A 4,501-nucleotide genomic window follows, 5' to 3' on the forward strand; every position below is an offset into this window, starting at 1 on the left:
CCCTCCCCCCCAGCCGTTAAGGTCGGTCCCAGTCATCGCCACCATCGTCAACTGCCAAAGGTGTTCCGTGCGTTATCGACTTCTGGGGCGGACCGGGCTCCGCGTGTCCGAGTTGTTCCTCGGTGCCATGACGTTCGGCGAGCAGGGCGGCGTGGGGGCGCCCAAGGAGGAGTGTGCGCGGATGCTCGACGCGTACGCGGCGGCCGGCGGCAATGTGATCGACACTGCGGTCAACTACCGGGGCGGGGAGAGCGAGCGGATCGTCGGGGAGCTGCTCAAGGGGCAGCGTGACCGTTTCGTGCTGTCCACCAAGTACACGGTCTCGCGCGACGGTTCCGACCCGAACGCCGCGGGCAACCACCGCAAGAACCTCACGCTGTCGCTGGAGACCAGCCTGCGCCGCCTGGGCACCGACTACGTCGACGTCTACTGGGTCCACATCTGGGACCGGAACACGCCCGTCGAGGAGACCATGCGCGCCCTCGACGACGCCGTACGGTCCGGGAAGGTGCTGTACGTCGGGATCTCGGACGCCCCGGCCTGGGTGGTCGCGCGGGCCAACACCCTCGCGGAGTGGCGGGGCTGGAGTCCGCTGTCGGCGCTCCAGGTGCCGTACAGCCTGCTCAACCGGGACGTCGAGCGTGAACTGCTGCCGATGGCCGAGGCGTTCGGCATGTCGGTGGCGGCCTGGAGCCCGCTGCAGAACGGCATCCTGTCCGGCAAGTACACCCGCCCCGGCGGGGTGGGTCCGGGGACCACGACCCGGCTGTCGGCCGACGCGGTCGGTGACCGCGAGCGCGCCGTGGCGGAAGCCGTGCAGGAGGCCGCCGACGAACTCGGCGCGTCCCCCGCCCAGGTGGCCATCGCCTGGACCATGGCCCAGTCGCCCGCCGTCCACCCGATCCTGGGCGCCCGCCGGGTCGAGCAGCTCACGGACAACCTCGGCGCGGCCGGGCTCGTCCTGCCCGACGAGGTCCTGGTCCGGCTGGAGGCGGCCGCGGACTTCCGCCTCGGTTTCCCCGCCGAGTTCATCGACGACACGTCGGCGTGGGTGTACGGGGCGGCCGGACAGCGCGTGGTGCCCCGTACACCCTGAGACCCGTACGGGGCACCCCCGGCCCGGCTCAGCCGCGCAGTGTCACGCCGTACCGGAGTCGCAGCTGCCGGATCTCCCACCAGGCGACGGCCGTCACCGAGACGGGACCGCCCGGTACGGCCGCGTACCGGACCAGGGGCGGACCGGGCGGCAGCCCTCCCATGACCAGGCTGACGGCCGCGAACTCCCACACCAGGACGCCCCTGAGCAGCGCGGGCAGCGTCGCGTGCACGTCCGCCGTGTCGAAGGCGACCGCGAAGCCCTCATGGCGCTCGCGGAGCGTCTCGTCGACACGCCCGCCACGCGCTCACCGCAGTGCGCCTTCCAAAGCACCCTGATGATCGGAAACCCACTGACAGGCCCGCTGAACTTCCCTCACCACCCCGGCATCACGAAGCCGGACCATGGCCACGTCACCCGCGTCGGCGCCGGCCTCGATGCCCCGCCAGCACCTGTCCTGCCACCACAGGACCGTGGACACAAGGCGTTGCCGGTCCGACAACTCGTAGCTGTCAGCGATCAGCCTCATGCGGCGGGCCGCCTCCCCGACGTCGACCACGGCAGGGCCGAGACCGAGGTACTGCCAGCAGACATGAGCGATGTCATGGATCCGGGCGCCTGGCGCCGCAAGGTCCCAGTCGATGAACGCCACCGGCCGAAGCGCGCCACTGACCGGCCGGTAGACCGTGTTCTTGGGCGACAGGTCGTTGTGACACACGACCTCGTGGTCTCCGGCCAGTGGGGTGCAGGCCGTCAGGTCGTGGAACTCGCGCACCAGCCGGGCGACCGCCACCAGACTCTCGTCCGACGACACGGCAGCAGGCTGTCGCGGCTCCCACGCCACATGGCCGGCAAGGTAACTGAGCACTTCGCGGCCCTTCTCGTCCACGCCGAGACAGCGCGGAGCTCCGCTCCAGCCACCGACTTCGAGCAACCTCAGCAGATCACCCACGAACCTCGTGCGAGCAGAGGCCGGACGGCGCACTGTGTCCCCGACCCGCACGACGGCATTGACGAAACCTCCTGGCAAGGACGACTCAGGCATCCCTCCACCCTGCCCGATCGTTGCCTCGAATTCTCAATGAGTGGGAAGGACCGGGAAGGACATGGGGGGGTTTCCATACGGTCAGTCCCAGGGGAGCCACGCCCGTACCTGGAATCCGCCGTCTTCCTCGGCGCCGTGCTCCAGGCGGCCGCCGGCCAGCGTGGCACGCTCGGTGAGGCCGATGAGGCCCTGGCCGGAGCCGGGGACGGGCGGAACGTCTCCGGGAGGCGCGGGATTCCGTACGGTGATGGTGAGCCCCTCGCCCGGGGCGCCCGCGGCGGACACGGTGACCTCCGCTCCGGGTGCGTGCTTGCGGGCGTTGGTCAGGCCTTCCTGGGCGATGCGGTACACGGTGCGGCCGACCGAGGCGGGGACCGCTGCGGGCTCGGTGACGTTGTTGTCCAGGACGACCTTCATACCGGCCTCCCGGGACTCGGAGACCAGCGTGTCGAGGGCGGCGAGCGTCGGCTGGGGGCGGCCCGCGTCGTCGGGATCGCCCGCGCGCAGCACACCGATGATCTCCCTCAGGTCCTGCAGCGCCTCGTGCGCGCTCTCGCGGATGACACCCGCCGCCCGGGCGACCTCCTCGTGGGGCGCGTCGGACCGGAACTCCAGTGCGCCCGCGTGCACGCTCAGCAGAGTGAGGCGGTGGGCCAGGACGTCGTGCATCTCGCGCGCGATCGCCTCCCGCGCGAGCCGCTGCGCCTGTTCGACCCGGAGTACGGCCTCCGTCTCGGCGCGCCGGGCACGGTCCCTCAGGCTCAGCATGAGCTGCCGTTTGGCGCGGACGAACATGCCCCAGCCGGTGATCGCCGCGCCGAGCAGGACCGTGAGGACGACACTGGCCAGGTAGGGCAGATCAGGATCGGGGCGCCACCAGAAGAAGAGCGGGGTGAGCACGAAGGAGATGCCGCCGATCAAGGCGCTGTACCGGAACGGGCGGTGCACGGCGAGTGTGAAGAACGCGACGAGGCCCGCGCCGCCCGCCGTGTTCGAGAGGAAACAGACCGGCACCATCGCCACGGCGAGGCCCACCGGCCAGCGACGCCGCAGCCAGACCGCGGCACAGGCGAAGGCCCCGATCCACTGGTCGACGACGGCTAGGGCGCCCGGGATGTCGGGCTCCTTGGAGACGCTGTCCGCGCCGGCCATGCCGATGAGGACGGCCGCCACGAAGACGGTGAAGTCGACGATCCAGTCGCGTACGGTGCGCCGCGGGCGGCCGGAGGGCCCGGTGCGGTGCGGCTGGTCCGGATCGAGTGCGGCGGCCACGGCCGACGGCAGCAGCCAGCGCCGCCAGGGCGGTTCCTGGGCGGCCGGAATCGCGAGCACCGCGGGCGGATTGTCAGCTCTCACGGTCGACAAATCTATGCACGGAGGGCACCCGTCACGTCCCCTCGTGCCCGATGCGAGACCAAAGTCGTGGGCCTGCAGACTTTCGGCGCCCGCCCGCGCGAGGAACAGCGACTCCCGCAGGGCGTACCTCGCCCCGCGGCCGATGGCGTGGGGGGTCCGCGGGGCGAGGATTCTGGATATGAAGCAGTTATTGGGGTTCTTCGGGTTCATCGCCCTCATGCAGGGCACGGGCGGTCTGGCCTACGAGCTCACGGGCAAGCTGAGCTGGGGGATCACTCAGCGGTGGAGCGCGCTCGACGGCTACGAGGTCTATGTCAGCGTCGCGTTGATCGTCCTGGCGCTCGCACTGTTCGCGGCGGCCGACCGCCGCGAGTCCGGCTGACCGCGGCCGGGGGCCGGCAGCCGGAGCGTACGGGTCGTCGGATGCGCCGCGGATCAGCAGTCGTAGTCGATCAGGTCGAAAGACTCGTAGTGGTCCGCGGTGTAGTAGTCCTCCTGATACTCCTCGCCGGTGACGACGCGGCGGGCGCCGCGCGTCGAGGAGCCGGGGGTCTTCACCGTGTACTCGTGGTAGTAGCCGGTGGACTGGCTCGGCAGGATGCCTTCCCGGTTCTGGAAGACGCTTCCGTCCTGCTCGTACGGGAAGGGGCCACCCGACTCGATCAGTTCGAGCGTGTCGTACGCCTGGGACGGGAGGTCGCCGTAGCAGATGCTGCCGACCGCGGCCGCCGACGTGTCCGCGGCCGTGGCTGCGACGGCGCCGCCGCCGACCAGGAGGGCGGACAGGAGGGCGGCGGCGGTGCCGACGCGAGCGATTCGTGGGGGGAATCTCATGGACCCATGATGACGCGCGTAGACCATGGCATGTCAATGACAAGTTCCGGGATTTTCCGGGCACGTCCCGTAAGTTTTCAGGGAGTTAACCATCCCGGGTCCATCACCGTCCGCCCGGGAGGGGAGGCCGGGCGGACGGAAAAGGGAGGTACCGGATCGGGGACTGGGGG

At 70.6% G+C, this 4,501-nt stretch carries 6 protein-coding genes; 2 read left to right on the forward strand and 4 right to left on the reverse strand.

The features are described 5' to 3' along the window. Positions 1–67: 67 nt before the first annotated feature. Entirely contained in the window at positions 68–1,096 is a 1,029-nt protein-coding gene (locus FNH04_RS41945) for an aldo/keto reductase (protein WP_322725417.1), read from the forward strand. Between the two features lie 28 nt (positions 1,097–1,124). Here FNH04_RS41945 and FNH04_RS41950 read toward each other — a convergent pair whose 3' ends face one another. The 3 genes from FNH04_RS41950 to FNH04_RS41960 all read right to left on the reverse strand — a co-directional run bounded on the left by FNH04_RS41950 (position 1,125) and on the right by FNH04_RS41960 (position 3,497). Then, complete coding sequence (locus FNH04_RS41950) at positions 1,125–1,328, reverse strand: hypothetical protein (protein ID WP_322725418.1); 204 nt, start codon at positions 1,326–1,328, stop codon at positions 1,125–1,127. A gap of 75 nt (positions 1,329–1,403) precedes the next feature. Further along, the gene (locus tag FNH04_RS41955) at positions 1,404–1,985 is read right to left on the reverse strand and encodes a phosphotransferase (RefSeq protein WP_322725419.1); all 582 of its coding nucleotides are present in this window, start codon (positions 1,983–1,985) and stop codon (positions 1,404–1,406) included. Positions 1,986–2,222: 237 nt separating this feature from the next. Further along, complete coding sequence (locus tag FNH04_RS41960; RefSeq protein ID WP_386574048.1) at positions 2,223–3,497, reverse strand: sensor histidine kinase; 1,275 nt, start codon at positions 3,495–3,497, stop codon at positions 2,223–2,225. 178 nt (positions 3,498–3,675) lie between these two features. On the opposite strand from FNH04_RS41960, the gene FNH04_RS41965 reads away from it, so the two are divergent. Continuing rightward, complete coding sequence (locus FNH04_RS41965; RefSeq protein ID WP_152791493.1) at positions 3,676–3,879, forward strand: hypothetical protein; 204 nt, start codon at positions 3,676–3,678, stop codon at positions 3,877–3,879. A 53-nt stretch (positions 3,880–3,932) separates the two neighbouring features. Here the strand turns inward: FNH04_RS41965 and FNH04_RS41970 are convergent, their stop codons facing one another. Continuing rightward, complete coding sequence (locus FNH04_RS41970; protein WP_152791494.1) at positions 3,933–4,331, reverse strand: ribonuclease domain-containing protein; 399 nt, start codon at positions 4,329–4,331, stop codon at positions 3,933–3,935. Positions 4,332–4,501 lie beyond the last annotated feature (170 nt).

This window comes from Streptomyces phyllanthi (assembly GCF_009377205.1).
Lineage (GTDB): Bacteria > Actinomycetota > Actinomycetes > Streptomycetales > Streptomycetaceae > Streptomyces > Streptomyces phyllanthi.